The sequence below is a fragment of the Acidocella sp. MX-AZ02 genome (genome assembly GCF_000306035.1).
In the GTDB taxonomy this organism is placed as follows: domain Bacteria; phylum Pseudomonadota; class Alphaproteobacteria; order Acetobacterales; family Acetobacteraceae; genus Acidocella; species Acidocella facilis.
Genome location: NZ_JH976209.1, coordinates 295,293 through 321,705, shown reverse-complemented (window position 1 = coordinate 321,705; position 26,413 = coordinate 295,293). Strand labels below are relative to the sequence as shown.

The 26,413-nt window shown below is 65.2% G+C and carries 20 protein-coding genes; 11 read left to right on the top strand and 9 right to left on the bottom strand.

What is annotated here, in order from left to right:
* Window positions 1–171: 171 nt before the first annotated feature.
* Window positions 172–672, top strand: a complete 501-nt coding sequence (locus MXAZACID_RS18380) for a DUF2147 domain-containing protein (RefSeq protein ID WP_008495040.1) — start codon at window positions 172–174, stop codon at window positions 670–672.
* A gap of 320 nt (window positions 673–992) precedes the next feature.
* On the opposite strand, the gene MXAZACID_RS13710 is transcribed toward MXAZACID_RS18380, so the two are convergent.
* Window positions 993–1,931, bottom strand: a complete 939-nt coding sequence (locus MXAZACID_RS13710) for an alpha/beta hydrolase (RefSeq protein WP_008495039.1) — start codon at window positions 1,929–1,931, stop codon at window positions 993–995.
* Window positions 1,932–2,082: 151 nt separating this feature from the next.
* Between MXAZACID_RS13710 and MXAZACID_RS13705 the strand changes: the two genes are divergently transcribed.
* The 4 genes from MXAZACID_RS13705 to MXAZACID_RS13690 all read left to right on the top strand — a co-directional run bounded on the left by MXAZACID_RS13705 (window position 2,083) and on the right by MXAZACID_RS13690 (window position 12,210).
* On the top strand, window positions 2,083–3,312 hold the full coding sequence (locus tag MXAZACID_RS13705; RefSeq protein WP_008495038.1) for a glycosyltransferase: 1,230 nt from the start codon (window positions 2,083–2,085) through the stop codon (window positions 3,310–3,312).
* A complete protein-coding gene (locus MXAZACID_RS13700; RefSeq protein ID WP_008495037.1) occupies window positions 3,309–4,736 on the top strand; it encodes an oligosaccharide flippase family protein in 1,428 nt (475 codons plus the stop codon). The genes MXAZACID_RS13705 and MXAZACID_RS13700 overlap by 4 nt, the downstream gene beginning before the upstream one ends.
* 225 nt (window positions 4,737–4,961) lie before the next feature.
* Complete coding sequence (locus MXAZACID_RS13695; protein WP_083878775.1) at window positions 4,962–10,253, top strand: alpha-2-macroglobulin; 5,292 nt, start codon at window positions 4,962–4,964, stop codon at window positions 10,251–10,253.
* Between the two features lie 58 nt (window positions 10,254–10,311).
* Window positions 10,312–12,210, top strand: coding sequence for a transglycosylase domain-containing protein (locus MXAZACID_RS13690; protein ID WP_051060371.1), 1,899 nt, complete (start codon window positions 10,312–10,314; stop codon window positions 12,208–12,210).
* 131 nt (window positions 12,211–12,341) lie between these two features.
* Here the strand turns inward: MXAZACID_RS13690 and MXAZACID_RS13685 are convergent, their stop codons facing one another.
* The 4 genes from MXAZACID_RS13685 to MXAZACID_RS13670 are packed head-to-tail and all read right to left on the bottom strand — an operon-like array spanning window position 12,342 to window position 15,702.
* The gene (locus MXAZACID_RS13685; protein WP_008495033.1) at window positions 12,342–13,079 is read right to left on the bottom strand and encodes a PIG-L family deacetylase; all 738 of its coding nucleotides are present in this window, start codon (window positions 13,077–13,079) and stop codon (window positions 12,342–12,344) included.
* Window positions 13,079–14,206 (bottom strand): glycosyltransferase, encoded by a 1,128-nt coding sequence (locus MXAZACID_RS13680; protein ID WP_008495032.1) that lies wholly within the window; start codon window positions 14,204–14,206, stop codon window positions 13,079–13,081. The genes MXAZACID_RS13685 and MXAZACID_RS13680 overlap by 1 nt, the downstream gene beginning before the upstream one ends.
* 20 nt (window positions 14,207–14,226) lie before the next feature.
* Window positions 14,227–15,444, bottom strand: a complete 1,218-nt coding sequence (locus MXAZACID_RS13675; RefSeq protein ID WP_008495031.1) for an aminotransferase class I/II-fold pyridoxal phosphate-dependent enzyme — start codon at window positions 15,442–15,444, stop codon at window positions 14,227–14,229.
* Between the two features lie 6 nt (window positions 15,445–15,450).
* Complete coding sequence (locus MXAZACID_RS13670; protein WP_008495030.1) at window positions 15,451–15,702, bottom strand: acyl carrier protein; 252 nt, start codon at window positions 15,700–15,702, stop codon at window positions 15,451–15,453.
* A 191-nt stretch (window positions 15,703–15,893) separates the two neighbouring features.
* Here MXAZACID_RS13670 and lptF point away from each other — a divergent pair, with 191 nt between their 5' ends.
* From lptF to MXAZACID_RS13655, 3 genes are all read left to right on the top strand, one after another.
* Window positions 15,894–17,042, top strand: a complete 1,149-nt coding sequence (gene lptF, locus MXAZACID_RS13665) for an LPS export ABC transporter permease LptF (protein WP_008495029.1) — start codon at window positions 15,894–15,896, stop codon at window positions 17,040–17,042.
* Window positions 17,032–18,117, top strand: a complete 1,086-nt coding sequence (lptG, locus tag MXAZACID_RS13660) for an LPS export ABC transporter permease LptG (RefSeq protein ID WP_008495028.1) — start codon at window positions 17,032–17,034, stop codon at window positions 18,115–18,117. Before lptF ends, lptG begins: the two co-directional genes overlap by 11 nt.
* A gap of 89 nt (window positions 18,118–18,206) precedes the next feature.
* Window positions 18,207–18,443, top strand: coding sequence for a DUF1272 domain-containing protein (locus MXAZACID_RS13655; protein WP_008495027.1), 237 nt, complete (start codon window positions 18,207–18,209; stop codon window positions 18,441–18,443).
* On the opposite strand, the gene MXAZACID_RS13650 is transcribed toward MXAZACID_RS13655, so the two are convergent.
* The 4 genes from MXAZACID_RS13650 to MXAZACID_RS13635 all read right to left on the bottom strand — a co-directional run bounded on the left by MXAZACID_RS13650 (window position 18,429) and on the right by MXAZACID_RS13635 (window position 22,504).
* Window positions 18,429–19,331: a CDP-alcohol phosphatidyltransferase family protein gene (locus MXAZACID_RS13650; RefSeq protein WP_008495026.1), complete on the bottom strand. Its 903-nt coding sequence runs from the start codon at window positions 19,329–19,331 to the stop codon at window positions 18,429–18,431. The two genes, MXAZACID_RS13655 and MXAZACID_RS13650, sit on opposite strands and share 15 nt — an antisense overlap.
* Before the next feature lie 15 nt (window positions 19,332–19,346).
* Window positions 19,347–20,063, bottom strand: coding sequence for an NTP transferase domain-containing protein (locus tag MXAZACID_RS13645; protein ID WP_008495025.1), 717 nt, complete (start codon window positions 20,061–20,063; stop codon window positions 19,347–19,349).
* Window positions 20,060–21,196: an inositol-3-phosphate synthase gene (locus MXAZACID_RS13640; protein ID WP_008495024.1), complete on the bottom strand. Its 1,137-nt coding sequence runs from the start codon at window positions 21,194–21,196 to the stop codon at window positions 20,060–20,062. The genes MXAZACID_RS13645 and MXAZACID_RS13640 overlap by 4 nt, the downstream gene beginning before the upstream one ends.
* 336 nt (window positions 21,197–21,532) lie before the next feature.
* Window positions 21,533–22,504, bottom strand: a complete 972-nt coding sequence (locus MXAZACID_RS13635; RefSeq protein ID WP_051060389.1) for a glycosyltransferase — start codon at window positions 22,502–22,504, stop codon at window positions 21,533–21,535.
* Window positions 22,505–22,664: 160 nt separating this feature from the next.
* Here MXAZACID_RS13635 and MXAZACID_RS13630 point away from each other — a divergent pair, with 160 nt between their 5' ends.
* The 3 genes from MXAZACID_RS13630 to MXAZACID_RS13620 are packed head-to-tail and all read left to right on the top strand — an operon-like array spanning window position 22,665 to window position 26,386.
* The gene (locus MXAZACID_RS13630; RefSeq protein WP_008495021.1) at window positions 22,665–24,404 is read left to right on the top strand and encodes a fatty acyl-AMP ligase; all 1,740 of its coding nucleotides are present in this window, start codon (window positions 22,665–22,667) and stop codon (window positions 24,402–24,404) included.
* Window positions 24,405–24,411: 7 nt separating this feature from the next.
* Entirely contained in the window at window positions 24,412–25,443 is a 1,032-nt protein-coding gene (locus tag MXAZACID_RS13625; protein ID WP_008495020.1) for a DUF1176 domain-containing protein, read from the top strand.
* Complete coding sequence (locus tag MXAZACID_RS13620) at window positions 25,433–26,386, top strand: NAD(P)-dependent oxidoreductase (RefSeq protein WP_008495019.1); 954 nt, start codon at window positions 25,433–25,435, stop codon at window positions 26,384–26,386. Before MXAZACID_RS13625 ends, MXAZACID_RS13620 begins: the two co-directional genes overlap by 11 nt.
* The last annotated feature ends 27 nt before the right edge of the window (window positions 26,387–26,413 follow it).

Genomic DNA, 26,413 nt, shown 5'->3' with positions numbered 1-26,413 from the left:
ACTGTTTGTTGTGGCGAGCAACTTTATGTCCCTGAATGATTCCCGTCAGGGTCATGTTGCTCTCGCACAACCGCCCACGGCCTGGCGGTGCCGTAAACCAGCCCTTCCAGACCGCCTCGCCTGGCCGCGCCCGCGGCGACGGGAAGGCTCTGCAACCCAAGGAATTTCGTGATGTCGAGCGAACGTTTCGCGGCCCTGCTCTCCTGGGCGGGCATAGCAACCGTGCTTGTGCTCTGCCTTGGACTCTCCGTCCTCCCGGCCCGCGCGGCAACGCCTGGCCCCGTAGGAAGCTGGGTCACCGCCAGCCATGACGCGGTCATTCAAATCTCCCCCTGCGGCGATAAATTATGCGGCGCCATCGAGGGCATGGTGCTCAACCAGACCGAGCCCACCCCTACCGATTGGGCCGGCCAGAGCCAATGCGGGCTGGTCATTCTACAGGCTGACGCCAATGCGCGCCGCCAGGATGATGGCAGCCGCGCCTGGTATGGCCATATCACCAACCCTCGCAACGGCTCGGTCTATCAGATCAAGCTGACGCTGGACCGGCAGGGCGAGCTGCGGCTGCGCGGCTATGTCGGGCTGCCGCTTTTTGGCGCGACCCAGACCTGGAGCGCCTTTCAGGGCCAGCTTGCCGCCAAGGATTGCCGGTTGAGCGGCATCTCCAGCTGAGAAAAGACGGCCGAATCATCGCTTGATGATAATGATAACTATTCTCATTGACTCGTGCCGGCGATCTGCTACTCTGCCCGCGTGGCTCCATCTCGATCTGGACATCCGGATGGCTTCATGGCCGGGCGGCGCTCTTGGGCGCCTCTCCCGGGGATCGCGTTAAACTTGGCAAAGCCATTGGGGCGTTCACATTGTGAACGCCCTCTTTTTTGCCTGCTAGAGCGTATTCCGTTCACGTTGGTGCAGGGAATACGCTCTAGCTTTTTGTTCGAGCGAGCAACTTTATCCGATCAAACGAGTCCGTTTGATCGGACGTTGCTCTAGCTGACCAGCATGCCCTGGGCGCGCAGCCAGTTTTCATACCAGCCCGGCCAATCCATTGTCGGCGTGCCGGGGCGGCCCATGGCAAAGCCATGGCCGCCGCTGGGGAGCTGGTGAAAATCCACCTGCACGCCGGCGCGCCTGCAGGCCTGCGCCATGATGATGGTGTTGGCGGGGTTGGAAATCGGGTCGTCCTTGGCCTGCACCAGGAAGAAAGGCGGGGCGCCGGGGCGCAGATGCGTCTGCACCGACCATTCCGCCCGGGCCTGTGTATCCGCATCCTGGCCGACCAGGATTTTCGCGGTGGAGGTATGCTGATAAGGCGCCTCCAGCGTGATGATGGGATAGGCGAGTGCTGCATTGTCCGGCCGGGCGGAGAGAAAATCCGCCCCGTCCACCGGCGCGTAAGAACGAAAATCCGACCAGTCCGCCGCCAGCCCCATCAGATGCCCGCCGGCGGAGAAGCCCAGCACGCCGAGCCTTTGCGCATCCAGCCCATCGTTTTTGGCGCGGGCGCGGATGAGGCGAATGGCGCGTTGCGCATCTTGAAACGGCGCCTGCGCGCCGGCTGCCCAGCCCTCGCCCGGCATCCGGTAGGCCAGGGTGAAGGCGGTGATGCCGCGTGCGTTCAGCCAAAGCGCGGCCGGGTCGGCCTCCGTGCCCATCTCGATATGGCGGTAGCCGCCACCGCCGGCCACCAGCACGGCCGCGCCGTTCGGGCTCTGCGGGCGGTAGAGGGTGAGATAGGGGGCGGGAATGTCGCGCACGCTGCCCTTGGTGTTGACCCGCTCCGGCCCTTGCGGCCCTCCCCCGCCCGGCGGCGTGCCTGGCCAGAGCGGGATGCGCTCGGGCGTGGTGCCGGCCAGGGCGGCAGGGGCGACAAGGGCGGCACCGGCGGCGGCGAGAAGGGGGCGGCGGCCGATCATCTGCGTCTCCATGGGCTGTTCATGACAGAGCTAATTCTGCCGATAATGCGCGTCCGCGGCAATTTGCAACGGAGCGTGACAGCCGGGCTTATTGATCCCGCCCCTGGAACGCGGGTAGGTATCCGCGCCGGGTTCCCGGCCTGTTTCTGATCGCCGGGACCATATGAAAATCCTCTTCGCCTTTGAAAACCCCCTGCCCAGCGCCGAGGCGGATGCGGAAGTGTTCACCACCACGGCGCGCTATCTGGCCCCGCATCTGGATGCGGCCTGGCTGCATGTGCCGATGGCGCCGGACAATCTGCCGGGGCTGACCGCGCGGCTGGGCATGCCGCTGATCAGCGCCTTCGCGCCGCTGAAGCCGGCGGCCTGGCGGCATATTCTGTGCGGGCTGACAATCGGGCTGCGCAGCGCCTTCAGGGCCGCGGATCTGGTTTATACCCGCAATCTCTGGGTGGCGTGGATGGCGCTGCGCTGCGGGCAGCGCGTGGTGTTCGACCATTACCGCCCCTGGCCGGATCAGATTCCGCCGCTGCAATATTGGCTCTACAAACTGTTCAGCCATAAGCGATTCCTGGGCTCGGTCTGCCATTCCGAATATACCAGGCAGAAATATATCGAGCTCGGCGTGCCGCCGGAGAAGCTGCGCTGCATCCATAACGGCTTCGAGCCGCAGCGTTTCGCCGCGCCGGTTCCGCTGGCCGAGGCGAAGGCGCGCATCGGCATCGATCCGGCCACGAAAACCGTGATCTATACCGGGCGGGTGAACCATAAGAAGGGGCTGGAGCTGGTGATCGAGGCGGCGAAGCGGCTGCCGCAGCTCACCTTCCTGTTCGTCGGCTCCTATGGCGAGGGCTCGGTGGAGGCGCTGGCGAAGAGCGTGCCGAATGTGGTGATCGTGCCCTGGCAGACCGAGGCGACGCTGGGCAATTACATCCATGCCGCCGATGTGTTGCTGATCCCGCCTTCCTTCCAGCCGCTGGCGAAGTTCGGCTCCACCGTGCTGCCGCTGAAGTTGTTCTTTTATCTCGGCTCCGGTCGGCCGATTCTGGCGGGGAATACGCCGGACGTGGCCGAGGTGCTGAAGCATGACCAGAACGCGCTGCTGGTGCAGCCGGATGATCTGGAGGCGCTGGTCGCGGGGCTTTCGGCGCTGACCGGCGATGAGGCGCTGGCTGCCAGGCTCGCGGCCGGCGCGGCAACGGACAGCCTGGGCTATACCTGGGCGGCGCGGGCGGAGAAGATTATCGCGCAGGTGAAAGACTGGGCGGCGGATGCCACGCCGCGCCCCGGGCTGTGGGGGGCAGCGCAGAGTGCGCGCTGGCGCCAGGGCTCGGCGCGCTGGCTGCTTCATTTCATCCGCACCCGCGCCCCGGTTTTGCCGCCGGACGCATGAGCGAAAACGAGCATCAGCGCCATCTCGGGCGCGGCTTCAACTGGCTGGGCGGGGCCGCCATCGTCGCCAAGGTGACCGATTTCGCCACCATCGTCGCGGTTCTGGTGTTTTTGACCAAGACTCAGGTTGGCATCGGCTCGCTGGTGCTGGCGGTGGGCATGGTGGTGGAGGCGTTTGATGGCTTGGGCACCGGCGATGCGCTGGTGCAGGCGAAGGCGGTGAGCCGGGAGGCTTTATCCTCGCTGTTCTGGTTCATTCTGGTGCTGGCGGTGATTGTGGGAGGGGCCGCGGTGGCGCTCTCGCCGGCGATTGGCTGGTTATATGGCGTTTCCGGCGTGAAGCTGTACTTCCTGGCGCTGGCGGCGAAGCAGCCGCTGGTGGGGGCGGCGGTGATTCCTCTGGCCTTGCTGAATCGCGCGCTGGCCTATGAGAAAATCGCCATGGTGAATGTCGGCGCGACCTTCGGCGCGGCTTTGGTGCGGTTTGGCATCGCGGTGGCGGGCGGCGGGGCCTGGGCGCTGGTGGGCGGGTATTTTGCCTCCGGCGTGTTCATTCTGGCGGGCGCGTTGTTGGCGAATCGCTTTGTGCCGCGCCGGCATTTTGCCTTTGGCGAGATCAGGGCGCTGGTGGATTTCGGCTGGCGCTCGGCCAGCGCGAATATCTTCGAGCAGATTTTCAAGAATATCGATTTCCTGCTGGTTGGCTGGTTTTACGGGCCGGCGATGCTGGCGGTGTACCGGGTGGCGTTTGACGTGGCGATGGAGCCGGCGATGGCGGTGGGCACCATCGTCAACCGCGCGGCACAGCCGGTATTCGCGAAAGTCGCGGCGGCGCCTGCGGAGTTGCGGGCCGCTTTGTTATGGTCGCTGCAGCGTCTGGCGAGCTTGGTGGCGCCGTGCATGGCGGGGCTGGGGCTGATGGCGGTACCGCTGATGGGGCTGCTGCATGATTCTCAAGGCCGCAGCTATGCGGATGCGGCGCGGCCCTTGCAGATTCTGGCGGCGGCAGCGGTGCTGCGCATCGCCTCGCAATTGATCACGCCGCTGCTGCTGGGCACCGGGCAGCCGGGCAAGGCGGCAAGCCTCTCCTTCGCGACATTGCTGATGCTGGGCGGGTTTATTCTCACGGCGGGGATTTTCGTGCATGGCGAGGCGGGGCTGCTGGCGGTCTCGGCGGCGTGGCTGGCGGTGTATCCGTTTTTGCTGAGCTGGAGTGTGGGGTATTTGCGCCGGGAATGGGAAATTTCCGCGCTGGCGCTGGCGAAACCGTTTTTGCGGCCGGCTTTGGCGGTGGTTGGGATGGTGGGGCTGTGCCTGGCGGCGCGGGCACTGCCTTATGGCGGCACGGCGGCGGGGCGGATTGCGGCGGCGGTGGTGGCGACGGGGTTGGGATATGGGGGGTTGGTTTGGGGGCGACGGGGGTAAAGGGGGAGCGGCATCACGCAGAAGCTTCGGTGTGTCCGCTCAGCGCCCTTTATTGCCGCTCCGGCCCAGTTTCGGCTGGCCTGAAAGCGGACGTCAAGTTGCTCTTAGTAACGAACTTCCCCCCAGCATTGAACCTAGCTAGTCTGCACTCAACCACAGGCCGTTTTGTGGAAAAAAGTCAGGGTTTGGCGTCAGCGCTAGGTTGGACAGGAGTTAGAGCAGACCATGCATCCTTATGCCCGCAATGTGCTTCTTGGCCTCGTCCTCCTGTCTGTTGGTCTGGTCGCCCCATCCGCCGTGGCTCAAAATGCCACAGCTTCGTCCGGTAATGTGGCATCCGCGCCACCATTGCCGGTAACGCCGATCATTGAGGATATCGATAAAATTCTCCCCGGCCTTGGCGCCGACGCTCAGCAACTGGCTTTTGGCTTTGCCAGCAACACGGGCTGGAGCGCCTCGCTCCAAGGCGAAATTGCCACGGATGACGCGGCAATGCAGGCTGCCCGCAAGGCCCAGGATTGGCAAGGCTTGCGCCAAGCCAGCCAGAACCGGCTCAACCTCTATGCAAACCAAAGCCCAGAACCTTGGCTCGATCTTGCCGAGGCCGATCTCAACGGTGCCGGCCCGGCCGCGGAAGCGTTGCAGGCCGCTTATCTTGGCCTGCAAAATGCCGGCCATGACCACAACCCGGCAGCGGCAAGCTGGCGGGCGCTGAACCTCATGCGCCAGGCGCTTGGCCAGCAGGGCAATCACGGCGCGGAAATCCGCCTACTTGGCGCAATGGTATCGGCATATCCGCGGGAGGCCCCGCTCCGTGCCACGCTGGACCAGGCGATGACGGCGTACGGGTTTGCAGTCCGTAAAGTGGATAGCTACCCGCAATCCTTCCCCGCCCGCGCCTGCATTTCCTTCACCGTCGACCTTCCACAGGGCATGGCGCACCCGGGCGACTATGTCACCACGCAGCCTGCCATAGAAGATCTTGCTGTTACGGAGACGAACGGCCAGCTTTGTCTTTCTGGACTGACACCAGGGGCAACAACCACGGTTATCCTGCATCCTGGCTTACCGGGAATTGCCGGTACTGCGTTGAAAGAGCAACGCAGCATCAAGGTCACACTCGCTAACCGCCAACCCGCGCTGTTCGCCGATCCAAACCATTTTATCATCCCCGCGAATAATCCGCCCGCGATAGGATTTTCCGGCGTCAACATCTCGAAGGTAAAAATAAAAATCGCGCGCGTTTCCGAACGCAGTCTGCTCAATTTCCTATCGAATCACCCGCTACTCAATCCTGGCGCCTATAATCCCGGCCTCAATGGCAATACCGCGCCGATCATCTTCACGGGCAGCGCCGCTGTACCGGGTTTTGAGCAGAACCGCTTGGTGCATGCCACCCTGCCGCTTTCAACGGTGATGACAAAGCCTGGACTTTACGCCGTCTCGCTCGCACCGGATGATGGTACCCCCAACGATGATGGCTCTCTGAATCTGCAACAATTAGTGCTGCGCACGAATATTGCGCCAACAAGCTGGTGGGGCCGGAACGGGCTGACCGTGCAACTCCGTCGGTTTACCGATGCCTCGATGATCGCTGGCGCCAAAGTCGCGCTCATCGCCTCGGATAATGCGGTCCTCGATACGGCGGTTACGGATTCGAACGGCATCGCCCATTTTGCGGCGCCGCTGATGAATGGCGCGCAGGCGCAGGCCCCCGTGGCGCTGCATATCACTGACCCAGATGGAGATTTCACCCTCACCGACCTGAATGCCGCCCCATTCGACCTGACAGATCGTGGTGTTTCCGGCCAGGCCCAGCCTCAGCCAGTTGATCCCTACCTCTGGCTCGACCGCGGCATTTACCGGCCCGGCGAAACCGTCAATCTCGGCGCTCTGTTGCGCGATCCGGCCATGAAGCCGCTCGGCATACCCTTACGCCTGATCGTCTATCGTCCCGGCGGCCAGGTCTTCATTGATGAGGTGACAAAGTGGACGGATGATTCGTCCCTTGTCACACAAATTCACCTTCCTGCCGGAGCGCAAGCGGGCGACTGGCGCATCTCCCTCCAGGAGGGCGAAAACGGCCCTGTAGTCGCACAGCGCAGCTTCACGGTTGCGGCCTTCGTACCCGCAAAGCTGGCGATCAGCTTCGCGTCACACGGCCCTCTCGCGCCCGGAAAAATAGATAATCTGCCTATATCGGTCGAATTTCTTTACGGCGCGCCGGGGGCGGGCCTCACCGGCACGGCAAGCGTGCGGGTAAATGCCGATCCGTCGCCGTTTCCCGCCTATGAGGGATACACGTTCGGCCTTCGCCATGAGATCGTCAACGTGCCGATGCTGCAGCCGGACCTGCCGGAAACCGATGCAACCGGCGCGGCATCGATCCCCATTGATCTAACACAGCTACCAGACGCAACCCATGCGCTGCAGGCGGCGGTCAAGGTGACAATCAACGATCCTTCAGGCCGGGCCGTAACCAAAGAGCAGACACTGAAAATCACGCCGGCGGCGCCGCTGATTGGCATCCGCCCTGGGTTCAGCGGCGGTGCGGTCGATAGCGGCACCAAGCCGGTTTTCGACATTGCCGCCGTCGCGCCAGACGGCAAACCCGTGCCGATGCAAGCCGACCTCTCCTTGGTCCGGCAGGATTATGAATGGGGCGTCATCTGGAATGATTCAGTCGCAAGCTGGCGCTATAATTATGTCAACCACAAGGTGCTGAACGAAACAATCACCATCACCCCCGGCAAGCCCTACCATCTAGTGTTGCCCGCGCTGCCGAACGGGCGCTACCGGCTACGACTGATCCAGCATTCAGGCGGTTATGCCGCGAGCTCGACGGTTTTCTATTCCGGCTGGATCACCTCGAGCCAGCCAGATGTGCCAACCAGGCTGACCGTCACCCGTGATAAAAAAACGTATAATGACGGCGATGTGGCGCAACTGCATATCAGCGCCCCCTTTGCGGGCAAGGCGGTGCTCGTGCTCGCCAATGACCATGTAATCAGCACGCGCGATTTCGAAATTCCCAAAGGCGGTGCCGATGTCAAAGTGCCGGTTTCCGCCTCCTGGGGCGCTGGCGCGTATGCAATCGTGCAGCTCTATCGTCCGGCTGCGGCCACCACACCGCCCGACCGCGCAATCGGGCTGGTCTGGCTCGGCCTGAATCCAGGCACGCACGAACTTCCCGTCGCCTTTAACGTGCAGACACTCTACCGGCCCGGCCGTGATGTGACGTTCGAGGTTAAGACTACTCCCGGGGCTTATGTTACGTTGGATGCGGTGGATGAGGGAATTTTGTCCCTGACCGGTTTCCAGTCGCCCGACCCGCTGGGCCATTTCTTCGGCAAGCGATTGCTCGGTGTCGATATACGGGATGATTACGGCGCGCTGCTCAGGCAGCCGCAGGGGCTGCAAGCGGTTTTGCATGTTGGCGGCGGCGGCGATTTCGGCCCGGCCAATCCACCAATTCCACAAAAAATCGTCTCGCTTTTCGCTGGCCCCGTCCAGGCCGGGCCGGATGGTGTGGCACGCTTCGTGATGCATCTGCCGGACTTCAACGGCAAGATCAGGTTGATGGCCGTGGCCTGGAAGGATGATGCCGTGGGCTCGGCCGCGACTGATATCATCTCCCGCCACAAGCTCATCGCCAATTTGCTGCTGCCGCGCTTTCTCTCACCCGGCGACACCGCAAATGTCGGCGTGATGCTGCAAGACCTTGATCTGCCATCAGGCCATTTTACCGTCACAGTCGCGGCGAAAGGTGCTGTCAGCGGCGGGAAAGTTTTCCCCGTCGAGCTTGCGCGCGGCGCACGCCAGGTGGTGTACACGGATGTTACCGCCAATGCCATCGGCACCGGGCATATCAGCCTCGATGTAACCGGCCCGGATGCCTACACGCAGGAGCGCCTGCGCGATATTTCGGTGCATCTGGTCCGCCCGGCCGTCACCCAGCTTACGAGTGCCGAGGTTGCGCCAGGGCAGAAGGCGGCCCTGACGCCTGACCTTAGCCCCTTCGTGCCTGGTTCGGCCAAATCCGTCATGACACTCGGGAACCATCTCCCCTTCGACCCCGCGGGTTTCCTGCAGGCACTACAACAGCGCAACCTGCCCTTCCTGGACGAGAGCGTAAGCCGCGGGCTGCCCCTTACCGCGCTCTCCGGCGCGGTTGCCGGGCCAGACCCGCAGGGGCGCTTGGCACAAGCGGTCGAAGACGTGCTCGACGACCAGCGTTACGATGGCGCCTTTGGCCTCTGGTCTTCGCAGGATTCAGCGCAGCCCTGGCTGACCGCCTATGCGACGGATTTCCTGCTCCGCGCGCGCAAGGCTGGCGCTGATATTCCCGACCCGCCGCTAAAGGCCGCGCTGTCCTGGCTGCGCCAGGAAGTTCATAATGATCCGCAGCCCGGGCAAGCGCAGATTTATGCGGCCTATGTTCTGGCGCTGGACGGGCAGGCTCCGGCCGGGGCCATACGAGTCATGGACGAAAATATCGGTGACGTAACGCATCCGCTCGCCCGCGCGCAGCTCGGTGCCGCCCTGGCAATGATTGGCGAGCCTGACAGGGCCATGCAGGCTCTCCAAGCGGCGCTGAACATCCATAACAGGGGCGGTTATTTCTGGTGGCGTGGCCAGGACTGGAATGACGGCTACGGAACACCGCTGCGCGATGCCTGGGCCGTGCCCGCCATCACCCGCGAAACGGGATTGCTGCAGCAGGATTGGCCCAGCCTTGCGGCCAATTTGCCGGGCAAGGGCCTTTCGCCCGATAGCCTGAACAGCCAGGAACTCGCCGTGGCGGGGCTTGCCGCGGCGGATTTTGGGGGTAAGCCAGAAACGCTCTCGGTCTCAATCGACGGCAAAGCGGCAACAAGTAGCCAAGCCATTGTTCAGAACATCGGCAAAAGCGTCACGATCACCAATAACGGGAAAGCCGCTTTGCCTGTTGTTATAGCAACCACCGGCATCCCGGCGGCGCCAGCCAAGGCCACGTCGAATGGTATGAGCCTGCAAATTGCCTTCTACACCACAGACGGTACGCCGCTCGACGTATCGCGTCTGGACCAGAACACGGTGTTCATCATGGTCATTAGCGGGCGGGCCACCGATAGCACACCGCACCACGCCGTTCTTACCGCGGGGCTGCCCGCCGGCTGGGAGCTTGCCGGCGATATTTCCAGCGGCCAGACACAACTATCCTGGCTGCCGGACCTGACCTCGCCCGATGCCAAGGCGGCGGCTGATGACCGTTACATGGCGGCCTTCACGCTCTACCCGCCCTGTTCCGATATCGACTGTTCCGATAACGGATATACACAGGAGTTTGTCACCGCCGTCGAACTCCGCGCCGTGACACAAGGGCATTTCATCCTGCCTGGCGCGGTGCTGGCCGATCTCACCCATCCTGACGAACGCGGCACAACGGCGGCGAGCGAGGTGACCGTGCTCCCGCCCGGCGCCCCGACCACACCGCCCGCCCAACCCAGCAATGCGCCTAAAGCCAAAACACCTTAGGGCGCTTGCCTGGCGCGCGCCGCTCATTCTGGCGGCGGGCGCTCTGCTCATCGCTCTGGTGGCGTATCTGTTCCCGCCCAGCCTTGCGCGGCTGCGGGAACAAGGGCGCATTATTACGGGGGAAGGCGGCGCGCCCATCGCCTATTACCCGGACGCAACGGGGGAATGGAAATTCGCCACCCCGGCCGCGGCGGTCAATCCGCTGATGCTCCGCATGCTTGTCCACATCGAGGATAAACGCTTCTGGTACAATCCTGGGGTCGATCCCGTGGCGATCCTGCGTGCCACAGCGCAATTCGTGGCTACCGGCCATGTGGTGTCCGGCGCCTCAACGCTCACTATGGAGGTGGTCCGCCTGTTGCATCCGGCGCCGCGCACCTTGGGGGTGAAGCTGCGCGAATCACTGCAGGCCATCGCTCTGAGCGAACATTATTCCAAGCGCCAAATTCTTGGCATGTGGCTCTCTCTGGCGCCGTTTGGCGGCAATATTACCGGGGTCGAAGCAGCCTCGCGGCTTTGGTTTGGTGTTTCTCCACGCAGCCTGGACCCCGCGCAGGCGGCATTGCTGATTGCCCTTTGCCGCCGGCCCGAGGCATTGCGGCCGGATTTGCACCCGCAAGCCGCCCAGCGTGCGCGTGACCACATCCTTACACAGGCCGCGCGCGACGGCGTAATCGACGCCGCTACCGCCGCCCGGGCTGAAGCAGAACCCATCCCCCGCCATTGGCAAATACTGCCGCGCCAGACGCCCCAGCTTACAATAGGCCTTGCCACGAACACGCGCACAACGCTGAACCCGGCACTAAACGCGGCGCTCGCACGTCTCGCCGGCACTGCCCTCACCACCATGCGCCCGGCCGAGTCCGTTGCCATTCTTATCATCAACGCCAAGACACGCGCTATTCGCGCCGCCTACCTTGGCGATCCCGGCAACCCCACCCGCGCGGGGTTCATCGATCTGTCCCAGGCCATTCGCTCGCCAGGTTCGGCGCTGAAACCGTTTCTCTACGGCCTCGCCTTTGCCGAGGGCTATGCCGGGCCGCGCACCTTGCTGTACGATCTGCCGCATGATTTCTCGGCCTATGGACCGGAGGATTTCACGCATAGCTTCATGGGCACGGTGAGCACTGCCACGGCGCTGCGCCGTTCGCTCAATCTTCCGGCTGTAGCCTTGCTCAACCGCTACGGCGCGGCGCGCTTCTGGTCCGCGCTGAACGCCGTTGGGGTGCCATTGGCATTGCCTTACGGGGCCGAACCCAGCCTGCCCGTTATTCTGGGTGGTGACGGCCTTACCATGCGTCAACTCGGCGCGCTTTATGCCGGTCTGGCAACAGACGGCTGTGTCGAACCCCTGCACTTCATCCACGGCCAGAAGCAACCCTGCGTGCGGCTATTGAGCGCAGACATTACCGAGGAGGTCGCTAATATCCTCACCCGGCCGCTGCCAAGCTATCTGGCAGATGGTATTGCCTGGAAAACCGGAACGAGCGCGGGCAATCGCGACGACTGGGCTATCGGCTTCGACCGGCGCCATGTCGTTATCGTCTGGGTTGGCCGGCCAGATGGAGGCGCGCTCCCCGGCGCCGCCGCAATCGGCCGCGCGGTACCAATTCTGGCCTCAACTTTTGGGCTTTTGCAGATCGATCCGCGCCAGGTTCTGCCCTCTGCCAAGCCCCTCAGCCTGAAGGCAGTGCAACAAGACACACCGCTCACCATCGCCTACCCGCCGCCGCATGCGGTCCTGGCGGATATCGGGCCGATCAGGCTGCGCGTTATTGGTGGCGTGCGGCCTCTCACATTTCTAATTGACGGCGTGCCGCTAAATTCTATTCCAGCCCTGCGCAGCGCCCACTTCGCGCCCGCCGGACCAGGCTTCTACCACCTGCGCGTCATCGATGCGAATGGTGCATCGGTTACAGAGATGCTTCAGGTCATAACAGCCACGAGTTCGCCGTAACAATAGGCATCTTCCGGTCGGACAATGTCCGGTTCTTTCATGTTGCGCTCCATAGCAGTCGGACCGCTCTCGGCCCAAACCGGGCATCGGGCTGCACAGCCCAATGTCGCTGCTGGCTCGATACCCGTCCCTTACACCCTCGCCACCCCCACCCGCTTCCACCAACGCAGCCGCGTCACATCCACCAGCGCCTCACCCTCCAGGCTCTGCCAGCATTCCCGCTCCCCCGGCGGTTGCGCGTAAAGCGTCTCCGTCGCCGGCCAGGCGTGGAAGACTGACCAGGTCCAGACGCGGTGGCGCAGATAGATGCCGCGCAGGCGCCTTGCCAGGCGCATATCCGGCACCGCCCGGCGCTTTTCCGCGAACAGCGGCGCGGCGCCGAGGCGGCGGGCGAGCAACCAGCTCAGCGGGGCGACATAGTTTGAAAAGACGATGGTGAAGCCAAGCTCTTTCTGCAGCGTCTCGGCCACGCGATAGAGCTGGATATGTTCCGGATGGCCATATTCACCCCAGGGATTATGGGTGAAGACCTCGTCAACGCCCGTGAGCAGCGGGCGCAGGCGCTCCCGCAGCGTGGCGAAATTCGCATCATAGCGCGCCTGACCGGCTGCATCGTTGATCGCCATGCCGGTCGGCGTCATTTCAGCATCGTCCCAGTTCACCAGCAGCCTTGTGCCGCTTTCCGGGATGGCGAGATTGACCAGGTTGGGCAGGCCCAGCGCGGCCACGGCGCGGGCGCGGGCGGCGGCTTTCTCCGGCTTGCCGTAGGGCGCGCCATAGCAGAGCACGACCTTGTCGGCCGCGCGCAGGGCCGAACTCATCCAGAGGATTTCATCGTCAGGATGGGCGGCGACGACGACGCGGCGCATCAGGCCAGCAGCTCGTCATAGATATCTTCCAGGGCCGCGCTCTGGCGGCGAATGTCGAACTGGCGCTCGATGCGCCTGCGCGCCGCATCGCCCATGCGCAGCCGCAGCACCGGGTTGGCGAGCAGGGTGGCCATCGCCATCGCCAGCGCCTCGGGGTCCTGCGGGGGGACGAGAAAGCCGGTTTCGCCCTCGGCGATGCCCTCGGGAATGCCGCCGACGCGCGCGCCGATGCCGGGCACGCCGCAGGCGGCGGCTTCCAGCATCACCATGCCGAGCCCTTCCTCGCGGCCGGATTCGGTTTTGATGCTGGGCAGCACCAGCATGGCGGCGCGGCGCATCCAGCCCAGCACCTGCGCGTGCCCCATGCCGCCGAGGAAGTCGATGCGATCGGCAAAGCCGGTGTCCTGGGCGAGCTTTTCCAGGCTCTTGCGCAATTTGCCGTCGCCGATGAGCACCAGCCGCGCGGCCGGGTGCTGCGGGGCGATGGACGCGAAGGCGCGGATGAGGAATTGCGTGCCCTTCACCTCTTCCAGCCGGGCGACATGCAGGATGATCGGCTCCTCCTGCGCGGCCAGGCGCGGGGCGATGGCGGAGGAGTCGACGCCGATATAATGCACCCGCACCCGCTCCGGCGGAAAATCCATGGCCAGGAGCTTTTCGCGCAGGAAGTGGGAGGCGGCGAGGAACAGGCTGCCCTGGCGGGCGAGCCTGCCCCGGCGCAGCGCGTAGCGGGCCCAGGCCGGGTTGGCGAGCAGGCCGAGCTGGTTCAGCGTGGCATCAAAGCCGTGGAACGTGGTGACCAAAGGCACGCCAAGCCGGGCGGCGAGCGGCAGGGCATAGACACCCTCGACGCCGAAATGCGCGTGGATGAGGTCCGGTCGCTGGCCCTCCAGCCGGTAGAGATAAGGGTGCGGGCTGGCGGAGAGCAGATGCCAGGCCGCCGGCAGGAAGCGCAGCTTCGGCGCCAGATCTTCCAGCGCCATCGCCTCGGCGCCCGGCGGCGGCGGGCCGTAGCGCAACCGTCCCAGATAAAGCGGGCGGTAGCGGCGAAACCGCCCCGCCTGCTGGGTGATGAAAGGCTCCGAGAGGCGGAACAGATTATGCCGGAAGATCGCAACCTGGCGCATGCGGCCTCCCCCGGCGCGGGTTACTTGGCAGCGGCGAAAGCAGGCGCGCCGAGCAGCCCCAGCCTTTCGCCCACCTGCGCGAACAAGCCGATGGCCTGGTCGATCTGTTCAGGGCTGTGCGCGGCACTCACGCTGGAGCGCAGCAAAGCCAGGCCCTTGGGCGTGGCCGGCGGCAGGCTGACATTGGTGTAGAGCCCGGCCTTGAGCAGCGCCGCCCAGAAGCCGAAGGCGGCTTCCGGCGAGGGCATGATGGCGGAGACCACGGGGCTGGGTTCCGGCCCCAGCTCAAAGCCCAGCCCGGCCAGACCGCGATAGAGCCGCAGGGCGTTTTCGTTCAGGCGCTGGCGCAACTCCGGGCGGGCGCGCAGCTGGTGCAAGGCCGCTTCCGTGGCGGCGATCACGCCGGGGGGGAGCGAGGCGGTGAACATATAAGGCCGCGAGACCACGCGCAGGATTTCAGCCCCGGGCATGTCCGTCACCGCGAAGCCGCCGACACCGCCGAGGCTCTTGGAGAAGGTGCCGACGATGAAATCCACATCCGCCTCAACCCCGGCCTGTTCGGCGAGGCCCCGGCCGGTGGCGCCCAGCACGCCGAGCGAATGCGCCTCGTCCACCACCAGGCAGCCGCCATATTCGCGCTTCACCGCGGCGAATTCGGCCAAAGGCGCGGTGTCGCCGAGCATCGAGTAAATGCCCTCGACGATGATCACCTTCTCGCCCGGCTCATCGGCCAGGCGGCGCAGCCGGTTGGCGAGGTCGTCCGGGCTGTTATGGCGAAAGCGCGTCACCTGGGCGTAGCCGAGGCGCGAGCCGTCATAGATGGAGGCGTGGGAATCCGCGTCCAGCAGCAGATGGTCGCCCTTGCCGGCCAAAGCCGAGATGATGCCGAGATTGGCCTGGTAGCCGGTGGAGAACACCATGCCCTGCTTGCGGCCATAGAAATCCGCCAGCGCCGCTTCCAGCTGCTGATGGCTGCCATAGCTGCCATTGGCGATGCGCGAGCCGGTGGTGCCGGTGCCGGCCGCCTGGGTCGCCGCGTTGGCCGCGGCGACCACCGCCGGGTCGTAGGTCAGGCCGAGATAATTATTGGTGCCGAGCAGCAGCGTCTCGCGCCCGCCGATGATGGCGGCGGTGGGGGAGAGCACGCGCTCGAACGGCACGTTGAACGGGTTGGCGCCCGCCGCTTCCAGCCCAGCATATTGCTGCGCCAGAGCGGCGTATTTATCCAGCACGGCCATGGCGGATCAGGCGGCCTGTTTCAGGCGCTGCACGGTGGCGATGAGATCGCCCAGCGTCTCCACCTCAGCGATCTTGTCCAGCGGCACGGAAATGTCGAGCTTGTCCTCGATCTCCATGACGAAATCCATCACCGCGACGGAATCGAGCCCCAGATCCTCGATGATATGGGTATTGTCGGAGAGCGGGCGGTCCTGCGGCAGGGCGGCGCGCAATGTGTCGAAAATGATTTCGCGGATCTCGTTGGCCTGATCAGACATATCGCTGCGCGCGGCTCCTCTGCCATTGCCCGCACGGCAGGGCCGCACAGGCGGCCCATGACAAACGTGCAGGAAAAACTATACTTCTTACCAGCCCCTCTATTAAAGAGCGGGCACCGCCTTGTCACGGGCCTTTCGGGCGGCATCACGCGCCGGGCCCCCTGCTGCCTTGAGAGAGTTGGTCGAGCGCTTTGAAGACGGATCGCTATTTAACCGGTGAGATCATCCGCCCCTTTGCCGTGGTGCTGGGGATTCTGGCCTTGCTGTTCGCCGGCTACAGCCTGGCGAACATTCTCTCCGATGCCGTGAACGGGCTGCTGCCGGTGCGCGCCATCGCCGCGCTGACCGGGCTGAAATTGCTGATCTCGCTCGAAGTGCTGATCCCGATTTCGCTGTTCATCGCCGTGGTGGCCGGGTTCGGGCGGCTGCAATCGGATGGTGAGATCACTGCCATGCTGGCCCTGGGGCTGGGGCCGCGCCAGCTTTTGCGCCCGGTGATGCGCCTGGCGCTGACGCTGGGGCTGGGCGTGGCCGGGCTCTCGCTCTTCGCCCGGCCCTGGGCCTATGCCACCTCGCACGAGATCACCCGGCGGGCTGCGGTGACGCTGAATGTGAATGCGATGGAGGCCGGCACCTTCTATGCCAGCGCCAAGGGCGACCAGGTGGTATTTCTGGGCAACCGCGCCGGGCCGCACGCCGCCGCGCGGAACCTGTTCGTGGCGCGTGAACAGAACGGGCATCTGGAGATCATCACCGCCGCCAACGCCACCCCCGCGACGATGGGCGATGACGGACGGCGCATCGTGCATCTCTCGGATGCGCATATCTATCAGCTCGACCCCGGCACCCCAGCGAATGACCAGGTGCTGGACGCGCAAGGGCTGAATATCGACCCGGATGGCGCGCTGCCCGGCAAGCCCGGCTACAGCCCGGTGGCGGCGAGCAGTGCGAAGCTGTTCACCTCCTCCACCCCCGGCGACGTGGCGGAGCGGCAATGGCGGCTCTCCACCGGCATTTCCACCTTGCTGCTGGCGCTGCTGGGGGCGATTTTGAGCCGGGGCAAGCCAAGGCAGAATCGCTATGCCAAGTTCGGCCCGGCGATTCTGGCCTATTCCGCCTATTACCTGCTCTGCACCATCGCCCGCACCTGGGTGCAGCATGGCGATGTCGGCGCGTTTCCGGGGCTGTGGTGGGCGCCATGCCTGCTCGGGCTGTTCATCGCGCTGATCTGGTACGGGCCAGCGTTGCGCCGGCTTTTGCACCGGCCGGGCGAGACGCCGCGCCACCCCCACCCCGCCAACACCAACTGGCACGCCGCCACCAGCCACGATGCAGCTTGACCGTTATGTCGGCTGGGTGGTCGGCCGCGCTTTTCTGCTGTTCATCATCGGGCTCACGGCGCTGTTCAGCCTGCTCGGCTTCGTCGAGCAGCTGGGGCTGGTCGGGCAGGGGCATTACACGCTGGCCGACGCTCTGAGCTATACGGCGCTCACCGCCCCGGACCGGCTGCTGCAGCTGGCCCCGGTTTCGATGCTGCTGGCCAGCCTGCTGGGATTGGGCAGCCTGGCGAAATCCTCCGAACTCACGGCGTTTCGCAGCTTCGGCGTGTCGCAGGCCAGGATTGTCGGCGCCGTGGCCAAGCTCTGCCTGCCGATCATCCTGGCGCTGTTCCTGCTGGCGCAATTCGTCATCCCGCCGGCGCAGCAGGCCGCCCAGCGCGCCCAGGCGGCGGCCTTGGGCGATGCCCTGCCCGGGATGGTGAATGGCGGCTTCTGGGCACAGAAAGACGGGGTGTTCCTGAATGTGCAGAGCTTCGCCGATGGGCACACGCTGCACGGCGTCTCCATCTACACGCTGGCGCCGGACGGCACGCTGCGGGATGTGGTGCAGGCCGATGACGCCACCCCGCAACCCGATGGCAGCTGGGCGCTGAGCGGGGTGCATCATGAGGTCATCACCCATGGCCAGGTGGAGAGCGCACCGGCGCAGAGCCTGAGCTGGAAGCCCTTTCTTTCCACAAGGCAGCTGCAATTGCTGGCGATCCCGCCGGAGACGATGCCGCCTTTGGCGCTCTACGCCTATCTGCGGCAATTGCAGGCGCAGCATCAGCAGGCATTGCGCTATCAGCAGACCTTCTGGAGCATGGTGGCGGTGCCGCTCTCGCTGTTCGGCATGGCGCTGATCGCCGCCCCCTTCGTATTCGGGCCGCAGCGGGCCGGCGGGGCGGGGCGGCAGATCGTCATCGGGGCGCTGCTGGGCATGGTCTATCTGCTGGTGCAGCAGATTACCGGCTATCTCGGGCTGTTGCTGGCGGTGCATCCGGCGATCGCGGCCCTCGCCCCCTCGCTCGTGCTGCTGGGAGTGGGGGGCTGGCTGCTGGAGCGCAGCCATAGCCGGCTGGGGCGGGGCGGCTGAACGCCGGGGCTTGACCGGCACGCAATCCTGGCTTGCCTGATCCGTTTCGATACATCATTATGGTTGTATAACGAAAACGGGACGCCCCCATGCTCGACCTTAGGCCGAACTGCGAATGCTGCGATATCGATCTGCCGCCAGAGAGTGAGACCGCGCGCATCTGCAGCTTCGAATGCACATTCTGCGCGGCCTGCGCCGAGGATCTGGGCGGGCTCTGCCCGAATTGCAGCGGCAATCTGGTGGAACGGCCGATCCGCCCGGCGCGGATGCTGGCGAAATACCCGGCCTCGTCGCGCCGGGTGGTCAAGCTTTCAGGCTGCGCCTGACCCGCTCCGCTGGCCGATCTGCTCCAGGAAAGCCTGGTACTGCACCTTCTGCGCCTCCAGCAGCACGATCAGGATGGCGCTGAAACCGATGATCTCGAAGACGAAATACAGCACCGGCAGCTTCACCAGCGCGGCAAGGAACAGGCCCAGCGTGCGGTAATTGGCGCAGAGCACGCCCCAGCGGCGGGTCACCGGGGCGAAGCGGGCGCGGTAGGCTTCGCGCAAGGCCGCCTCCTGCCGGGGCTTTGAGATCAGGATGGCGGCGAAGACGCGGTGAAATTCCGCCGCCCCGCCGGAGGCCCAGAGCTGCACCCGGGCATAGAGATGATGCAGGCGCCCGGCGATGCCTTTTGGCTTCGCATCCAGCCGCGGCAGCGCCGCCGAGGCCCGGCCCCAGCCCCAGAAATTATAATCCTGGCGCTGCATCTCATACGACGCCGATTGCACCGCATGGGCGACACCGGAGAGGGCCACCAGCGCCCAGGCCCAACCGCCCATGAACCGGCTCATCGCCAGCGCCAGCCCGACATAGACGGCGGTGAAGGTGACATAGTCGCAGATGCCGTCAAGGATCTTGCCGAGCTCGGAATAACGCTTGGTCAGCCGCGCCAGCTGGCCGTCGGCACCATCCATCACATGCCAGGCCAGCATCAGCAGGAAGCCCAGCACGGCGCAGCCGGTGCTGCTGTAGAAATGATAGGAGACACCGGCCAGAATCCCGCAGCCCATGCCGAGCAGCGAAACAATATTGGGCGAAATCCCCCATTTCGCGAAAAGCGGCACCAGGGCGGCGGAGATCGGGTGGATCAGATAGAGGTTGGTCGGGTCCTCGATCTCATAGGTGCGCCGGATCGGATCGGCCGCGCCGGCACTGGTGGCATCGCTCACGATATCTGGACCTTCTTACAGCCGGCCTTCATCCAGCAGCGCCTCGGCCTTGCCGAAGGCGATCGGATCATCGACATCCACCCAGAGCCGGTCGCCGATATCCAGCACCCGCGCCTTGCCCCAGCCGGCCAGCACGTTCATCGCCCCGGAAATGCTGTCATCGCCGCGGGTCTGGGATTCTTCCAGCGCGTCGAACATCACCGGGTTGCAGCGGAACACGCCGGTATCGAAGCAGTTAAAGTCGCGGATCACCTTGCCGATATGCTTGAGCACATCGCCCTCGGATTTGACGCGGGTGACGTCTTCCGGGTCGTTCAGCGGGTTTTCGATATTGAAATCCACGCCCAAAGTGACCGTATCCGGCTCGGCCTTGGCCTCGATCAGCCGGCGCAAAATCTGTGGGTCGACGAGATGGTCGCACATGGTGAGCAGGAACGGCTCATCCAGATATTGCTTGGCCGCGAGCACGGAGACGCCGTTGGCGCGGTCCCAGGCGCGGTTATGGATGCGTGTGATATGGATGCCGGAGCGGCGGGAGAATTCCCCCAGCCGCGCCTGCAATTCCTCGGAACGATAGCCGGTGACGACGAGAAACTCCTCGATCCCGGCTTCGCGCCCATTGCTGATGACGCGCTCGATCAGCGGCACGCCGCGAATCGGGATGAGCGGTTTCAGCTCCCCCTTTTCGCGCAGCCGCGTGCCCTGGCCGGCGGCGACGATCAGCGCCTTCATTCGGCGGCGGTGACGGCCAGCAGCGGACGGCAGGTGCGGATGAACTCTTCGGTCATCTCATGCGCGATGTCGTCAGTGTACTGCACCGGCGGGTGCTTGCAGAAATAGGCGGAGGGGCCGGCCAGCACGCCGCCGACACCGGCTTCCAGCGCCAGCTTGCAGCAGCGCACCATGTCGATGACGACACCGGCGGAGTTCGGGCTGTCCTGCACCGAGAGGCGCAGTTCCAGATCCATCGGCACGTCGCCGAACTGCAGCCCTTCCATGCGGATGAAGGCGATCTTGTTGTCGTTCTGCCAGGGCACATAGTCGGACGGGCCGATATGGATGTGCTCTTTCTGCATCCGCTCCTTGGCCACGGCCTGCACGGCTTCGGTCTTGGATTTCTTCTTGGAGACCAGGCGCTGCTGGTTCTTCATGTTCAGGAAGTCGGTATTGCCGCCGGTGTTGAGCTGATAGGTATTGATCAGCTTCACACCGCGCTTGGCGAACAGATCCGTCAGCACGCGGTGGGTGATGGTGGCGCCGACCTGGGATTTGATGTCGTCACCGATGATCGGCAGGTTGGCGGCCTCGAACTTGTCCGCATAGGCCTGATCGCTGGCGATGAAGACCGGCATGTTGTTGACGAAGGCGCAGCCGGCTTCCAGGGCGCAATCGGCATAGAAGCGCGCGGCAGCTTCAGAGCCCACCGGCATGTAGTTCAGCAGCACGTCGGCCTTGGTGGCCTTCAGCTCGGCGACGATCTCGTCCTTGCTCAGCTCTTTCGCGTCGGAACGCACAAAGGTGCGGTCCTCGTCGTAATCGGCCATGTGTTCGGAGATGCCGTCCAGCACCTGGCCCATCTTCACGATGGTGCCGGTGGCGGGAATGTTCGGCTCGAACACCTTGGTGCAATTCGGCTTGGCGAAGATCGCGGTGGCGACATCCTGACCGACCTTGCGGGCATCGACATCGAACGCCGCGACCACGCGGATATCGTTGGGCTGATAGCCGCCGATCTCGGTGTGCATGAGGCCGACCACGCCTTCGGCGCAGCGCTCGGGCGTGTAGTAATAGATGCCCTGGATCAGGGAGCTGGCACAATTGCCGATGCCAGCGATCGCGATGCGGATGCCGCCGTTCTTCGCCATAATCAACCTCGTCTCTCGCTAAATTCCGCCGACGGGCAGGATGCCGCCAGCTTGACCAGACGCCAGGACGCACGCCGGCCGCGCCAGCAAAGCTGGCGGGGACTGTAAACAGAACCGGGTACGCGCTCGTCTCTCAACCTTGTAACCAAAGGCCTCCTGCCACTCGCAGCCCTGCCGGGGATTGGCACCGGGCCTCCCGCCTCTTGCGGAAAACCCTGGACGGACTGCAGGCACTTGCGGGATGAGTCCGAACTCTGCGCGGTAAGTAAGTCAGTCTCGTAGCTGTTTCCGTCATGTGTCGCAAGTATGACAAGCGCGTAAGACGCCTGGACGGGCTCAATCTTGTGGGGCGAGGGCGGGCAGAAGCCGGTCCGCCAGGGCGCTGAAAAGCTGGGTGGTGCGGTGGGCGCGGATATAATCCGGGCTGATTTCAGCGACATAGGGCCTGGTGCGGACCGAGCCATACCAATGCGCGACCCTGGTTTGCGGGCTGAGCACGCGGGCCAGCGCGGCCTGGGCGTGGCGCGTGGGGCGGAACCAATGTTCCGAGATTTCCGGCGGGAGGGGGTAGAAAACCGCCGGTGCATGAATGGTCAGGTCCGGCACCGGGGCGGCTTCCAGCAGGGATTGGTAGAGATCCGGCCCCAACGCGTAAGCACCGGGCGCGACATCGCCCGGTAGCGCCGCCATGGCGCGCAGCACGGCGGCGAAGAAGGGCGCGCCGGGCGTGGCCCCCATCACCGCGTTATTCACCGCCGGCGCGTACCAGCCTTCCACCAGCCGGAAGAACCGCCAGCCGCCGGGCAGCAGGCGCAAGGTTTTGCGCAGCACATCCAGCCCCAGATGCTTGGCCCAGAGTCGCGGTGAACGCGAGGCGCGCACCCATTCCGGCCAGACGATCCGCTCCGCGCCGAGAAACTGCGGGACATTCAGCAAAGGCGTGAGCGGCGCCACGGTGAGGGTATCGACATCCAGATAGACCCCGCCCTCCTCGAACAGGATGGCGGCGCGCAGCATGTCCGCGCGCTGCACCGGGCTGCTCAGGCGGGCATAGAGCCGGGTCAGGCCGGGGGCGAGGCCCAGCGCCGCCTCGACGCGGGCGAGGCGGCCTGGCGCATCCTCGCGCACCAGCTGGATGCCGGCCGCCTGCAGGGCCTCGAGCACCGGGCCGGGCGCCAGATCATCGGTATGATGCAGGCAGACGCCCTCCATCCCCCCGTGCGCGGCGGCGGAGAGCAGCGCCAGGCCGTGCGCCCAGGCCAGCTTCGGACCGATCCAGCAGAATCGCGCAATCGCGGGGATGGACATGGAGATTTGGTAATCCAGCAAACAAAATGAAGCGGTTAGCCAAGGCTGGCTAGGCGGCGGCGGGGCGCTCTGTCAACCGTGCCAGACGCCAAAGCCATTGCCATTCCCTTGTGAGTCTGTTAGCGCCAAGCGATGGCACCAACGGTAAATTCCAGGCAATATGACTGAGCCGACCCCGACTCACCATCCCGGGCAGCCCAAGCGTATCGCCGATTTCGGCACTTTGGCCGAGGCTCTGGACTATGCCGCGTTGGGCCCAACCGGGCTGAATTTCTATTCCGGCAAAGGTGTCCTCACCGAATCCCTGCCTTATGCCCGCTTGCGTATGCAGGCGTTGGAGCTGGCCCGCAAGCTGCTGGGTGCGGGTTTGCAGCCGGGGGATCGCGTCGGGCTGCTGGCCGAGAGCGATGGGGATTTCGCCCGCGCCTTCTTCGCCTGCCAATATGCCGGGCTGGTGCCCGCCCCACTGCCCTTGCCCGCGGCGTTTGGTGGCAAGGAAGGCTATATTTCCTTCCTGCGCCGGATGATCCAGGCGGCCGACGCGCATGCCGTGTTCGGCCCCGCCGTGCTCTCCGACTGGCTGGCCGAGGCCGTTGACGGGCTGGGGCTGAAATGCGCCGGGCTGATCGCGGATCTCGCCGACGCGCCGATGGTGCCGCAGGAGCGCCTGCCCGCCCCCGAGGCCCTGGCCTATCTGCAATTCTCCTCCGGCTCCACCCGCTTTCCGCTCGGCGTGGCGGTGACGCAGGCGGCATTCATGGCCAATGCGCATTACATGGCCAAATACGGGCTGCAGGTGAATGAGGATGATCGCTGCACCAGCTGGCTGCCTTATTACCATGATATGGGGCTGGTCGGCTTCCTGCTGATGCCGATGGCCTGCCAGCTTTCGGTCGATATTCTGCCCACCCGCGAATTCGCCCGCCGGCCGCTGCTCTGGCTGCAGCTGATCACCCGCAACAAGGGCAGCATCTCCTTCAGCCCCTCTTTCGGCTATGAGCTCTGCGCCAGGCGCGCCCAGACCGCCTCGACCGCGGATCTCGATCTCTCCTCCTGGCGGCGTGCCGGGATTGGCGGGGACATGATCCGCCCGGCGGTGCTGACCCGCTTCGCGGCACGCTTTGACGCGCATGGCTTCGCCCCCACCGCCTTCATCCCCTGCTACGGCATGGCCGAGGCGACGCTGGCGCTGAGCTTCAGCCCGGATGGCCAGGGCGCGCGCGAGGATGCGGTGGACCAGCTGGTGCTGGAGCAGGAACACCGCGCCGTGCCGGCGAATGAGAATAGTGCGCGCACCCGGCATTTCGTCGTCTGCGGGCAAATGCTGCCCGAACATGAGGTCCAGGTGCGCGGCGAGGATGGCGGCTTGCTAGCCGAGCGTGAGGTCGGGCGCATCTATGTGCGCGGGCCGAGCCTGATGCTGGGCTATTTCGGCGCCCCGGAGGAGACCGCGCGCGTGCTCTCCGCCGAGGGCTGGCTGGATACCGGGGATCTCGGCTATCTCACCGGCGGGCAGATCGTGATCACCGGGCGGGCCAAGGATCTGGTCATCGTCAATGGCCGCAATGTCTGGCCGCAGGACCTGGAATGGGCGGCCGAGGCGGAGATCGCCAGCTTGCGCAGCGGCGATGTCGCGGTGTTCTCGGTGGATCATGGCGAGGATGAGGAGGTGATCGTCCTCGTGCAATGTCGCGCCACGGAGGATGCGGCCCGCCAGGCGCTGGTGGAGGATCTCACCCGCTTCTTCCGCGGCCGCCAGGGGCTGGAAACCCGGGTGGTGCTGGTGCCGCCGCACAGCCTGCCGCAGACCTCGTCCGGCAAGCTCAGCCGCTCGCGGGCGCGGGCGATGTATCTGGACGGCGCCTTCCAGCTGCGCGCCACCGCCACCGCCGCGGAGTAGAGCCGCGATGCGCCGGCTCGCTCTGCTGGCCTGGCTGCTGCCGGGATTCGCCTGGGCGGGCGGGGCGGCGCCGTTCTACCATGAATATAAAAGCTGGATCATCGCCTGCGATAACGGGCTGAACTGTGAGGCCAAGGGGCTGAACAGCGACGGCACGGACCAGCAGGCGACCATCGACTTCACCCGCGCCGGCGGGGCGGATGGCACGGCCGAGCTGGACATTATTTCCACCACCACGCTGGGGCTGAACGATCTGAGTCTGGATGGCGGCCCGCTGAAGCTGGGTGCAGGCTGGCGCAGCGTCACGCAGGACGGCGTCACCACGCTGAGCACCGATGATGCTACCGCCATCCGTGCCTTCGTGCAGGCGGTGCGCAACGGGCATGAGATTGAGCTTCCGGGTGAGACGGCGGTGCCACTGGACGGGTTTTCGGCGGCGATGCTGAAAATAGATGCCATTCAGGGACGTGTCGGCACCGTCACCGCGCTGCTCAACCAAGGCGCCAAGCCGGCCAGCGACGTGCCGGCCCCGCCCGCCTTGCCGCTGCTGCCGGCACGCAAGATCACCGCGACGCTGGCGCCCGGCGAGGCCGCAAAGCTGATCGCCCTGGCCAACGGCAAGGCAGCGGCGCTGCAGGCGGATGAGTGCGAGGCGGATGCCGCCCAGGCCATGCCCCCGGAGGCGCACGCGCTGAGTGACGATAAGGCGCTGGTGCTGCTGCCCTGCATCATGGGCGCGTATCAGGGCAGCATGTTGGGCTTCATCGTGGGGCGAGGGGATGGCAGCGTCACCGCCTTACATCTGCCCTTGCCCCTCCCCGGTGACAGCGACGATACCGACCTGACCAGCCCGGAGTTCGATCCGGCGCGGGGCCTGTTGGCGATGTTCGCGAAAGGCCGGGGCATCGGCGATTGCGGCACGGCGGCGAGCTGGATCTGGGACGGGCGCCGCTTCGTGCTGGCCAGCCTGACTTTCCAGGATGCGTGTGGCGGCGCCACGGCGGACTGGCCAGTGCTCTATCAGACCCGTGGTAACTGAGGCACCGCTTCTGGCGCTGACCGGCGGGACGGGGTTTCTGGGTCTGCATCTGGCCCCTGCCCTGTCCCGCGCCGGCTTCCGGCTGCGGCTGTTGAGCCGGCGGCCGGTGGAACATCCTGCCCTGGAGGGGCTGACCTTCGAGACCGTGCGCGGCGCGCTGGAGGATGAGGCGGCGCTGGCGGCCTTGGTGCGCGGCGCGGATGTGGTGGTGCATGGCGCCGGGCTGATCAAGGCGCGCAGCCGGGCCGAATTTCTGCGCGGCAACCGGGATGGCACTGCGGCGCTGGCGCGGGCGGCGCGGCTGCACGCGGCGGGGGCACGGTTTATTTTCATCTCCTCGCTGGCGGCGCGCGAGCCGGGGCTTTCACCTTATGCGTTCAGCAAGCGCGCGGCGGAAGAGGCGGCGCGGGCGGCTTATGCGCAGGCGCCGGACCAGCTTGCCATCGTCCGGCCGCCGGCGATCTATGGGCCGTGGGATCGTGAGAGCCTGGCGATGTTCAAGGCGGCAAAAGGGCGTATCGCGCCGGTGCTTGGCGATAGCAAGGTGGCGGTGATCCATGCCGATGACGCGGCCGGGGCGATCACGGCGCTGGCCGGGGCTGGGTTTCGCCCGGGCTGCTTCGCGCTGGCGGATGCCCAGGCGCAGGGCTACACGCTGCGCTTTGTCGCGATGCAGGCCGGGGCGGCGATGGGTGGGGCGCCGCGTCTGGTGAAATTGCCGGCGTCTTTGGTGCTGGCGGCGGGGGCGCTCTCCGGCGCTGCCGGATGGCTGCGCGGCGCGCCACCGATCTTCACACTGGGCAAGGCAAGGGAGATATTGCATCCGGACTGGTCGGTGCCCGCACAGGAGCTATTGCCACGTGAGATCTATGCGCCGCGCATCGGGCTGGCGGAGGGCTTTGCGCAAACGGCCGCCTGGTACCGGCAGGCGGGCTGGGTTTAGGAACATTTGCAAAAGTTTTTGGGGGTG

Bases quoted from the DNA above. Each gene is read 5' to 3' on its own strand.
- MXAZACID_RS13695 (WP_083878775.1), top strand. From the start codon at position 4,962: ATGCATCCTTATGCCCGCAATGTGCTTCTTGGCCTCGTCCTCCTGTCT.
- MXAZACID_RS13680 (WP_008495032.1), bottom strand. From the start codon at position 14,206: ATGCGCCAGGTTGCGATCTTCCGGCATAATCTGTTCCGCCTCTCGGAG.
- lptG (WP_008495028.1), top strand. From the start codon at position 17,032: ATGCAGCTTGACCGTTATGTCGGCTGGGTGGTCGGCCGCGCTTTTCTG.
- MXAZACID_RS13625 (WP_008495020.1), top strand. From the start codon at position 24,412: ATGCGCCGGCTCGCTCTGCTGGCCTGGCTGCTGCCGGGATTCGCCTGG.
- MXAZACID_RS13655 (WP_008495027.1), top strand. From the start codon at position 18,207: ATGCTCGACCTTAGGCCGAACTGCGAATGCTGCGATATCGATCTGCCG.
- MXAZACID_RS18380 (WP_008495040.1), top strand. From the start codon at position 172: ATGTCGAGCGAACGTTTCGCGGCCCTGCTCTCCTGGGCGGGCATAGCA.
- MXAZACID_RS13635 (WP_051060389.1), bottom strand. From the start codon at position 22,504: ATGTCCATCCCCGCGATTGCGCGATTCTGCTGGATCGGTCCGAAGCTG.
- MXAZACID_RS13685 (WP_008495033.1), bottom strand. From the start codon at position 13,079: ATGCGCCGCGTCGTCGTCGCCGCCCATCCTGACGATGAAATCCTCTGG.
- MXAZACID_RS13645 (WP_008495025.1), bottom strand. From the start codon at position 20,063: ATGAAGGCGCTGATCGTCGCCGCCGGCCAGGGCACGCGGCTGCGCGAA.
- MXAZACID_RS13705 (WP_008495038.1), top strand. From the start codon at position 2,083: ATGAAAATCCTCTTCGCCTTTGAAAACCCCCTGCCCAGCGCCGAGGCG.
- MXAZACID_RS13675 (WP_008495031.1), bottom strand. From the start codon at position 15,444: ATGGCCGTGCTGGATAAATACGCCGCTCTGGCGCAGCAATATGCTGGG.
- MXAZACID_RS13700 (WP_008495037.1), top strand. From the start codon at position 3,309: ATGAGCGAAAACGAGCATCAGCGCCATCTCGGGCGCGGCTTCAACTGG.
- MXAZACID_RS13630 (WP_008495021.1), top strand. From the start codon at position 22,665: ATGACTGAGCCGACCCCGACTCACCATCCCGGGCAGCCCAAGCGTATC.
- MXAZACID_RS13710 (WP_008495039.1), bottom strand. From the start codon at position 1,931: ATGGAGACGCAGATGATCGGCCGCCGCCCCCTTCTCGCCGCCGCCGGT.
- MXAZACID_RS13670 (WP_008495030.1), bottom strand. From the start codon at position 15,702: ATGTCTGATCAGGCCAACGAGATCCGCGAAATCATTTTCGACACATTG.
- MXAZACID_RS13640 (WP_008495024.1), bottom strand. From the start codon at position 21,196: ATGGCGAAGAACGGCGGCATCCGCATCGCGATCGCTGGCATCGGCAAT.